The following is a 755-nucleotide window of genomic DNA, read 5'->3' on the forward strand; positions in this document are numbered from 1 at the left end:
CTCCCCACTCGGCCCGGAGCTGCCGACACTTTTTGTATTACATCATCCTCTGATAAGTTTTATGATCCATGTGCCAAATCTAAATAGCAAGGTCCAATTGTCAAAAACAAATATGACAGTCAGACACATAAGTAGTACATCCAGGGGAATAAAGTAGCCTGCCGACTCAATCAGGCCAATCATCCACGCTATAGCGCCATCTATTGCGATTAAAAAATCTGTCGGTATACCTAAAGCTGGCAGAACTTTATCCAGAAGGCCCACAATGAATTCAAGGATTTTATTAACCACTCCCATTATGTCAACACCTGCCCGCCGTAAATTCGCCGATAGCAATAGTGGAAGGTTGTTAGTATCATCCCAAAACCTATGATGGTGCGGAAAAAACTAATAACAGTCACACCATTATAATTCCAGGTTTCCAAAATGCCAAAATCAAACCAAGGTATAATCATCCTGAGGAAAAGGATTAGATATGCCCTGTTAACCGGAGTCATTGTATTAATCATACGATTCAGCCGGTATCTTAATCACCGGAGCGGGAGGTACAGACGTATTAAAATTAAGTAATTTTTGCTGTGTATTTTTAAAAAAATCCCAATCCCATAGTACCTTGTTAAGGCACCAGTAATATCTGATGTAATATCCCGTTGGGGCATCCTATCACCCCAGTCCCTTTCTGCTGTATTAACTCCAATCTTTTCCTTTAATGGCTTCTGGAAGTTCCGGCAATGGAATCCAAAAGAGATGAACAC

General features: G+C 40.9%; 2 protein-coding genes. Both read right to left on the reverse strand.

Going from position 1 to position 755, the window contains the following annotated elements; translation table 11 throughout:
- Positions 1-42 precede the first annotated feature (42 nt).
- Positions 43-297: a hypothetical protein gene (locus DESLBE_RS03180; protein ID WP_144675087.1), complete on the reverse strand. Its 255-nt coding sequence runs from the start codon at positions 295-297 to the stop codon at positions 43-45.
- A 233-nt stretch (positions 298-530) separates the two neighbouring features.
- The coding region (locus DESLBE_RS26825) for a hypothetical protein (RefSeq protein ID WP_207706456.1) at positions 531-755 on the reverse strand (225 nt) is incomplete at its 5' end.

The sequence above is a fragment of the Desulfitobacterium sp. LBE genome (assembly GCF_007830365.1).
In the GTDB taxonomy this organism is placed as follows: Bacteria; Bacillota; Desulfitobacteriia; order Desulfitobacteriales; family Desulfitobacteriaceae; genus Desulfitobacterium; species Desulfitobacterium hafniense.

Excerpts from the sequence above, each read along its gene's own strand:
- DESLBE_RS03180 (WP_144675087.1), bottom strand. The coding sequence starts at position 297 with ATGGGAGTGGTTAATAAAATCCTTGAATTCATTGTGGGCCTTCTGGAT.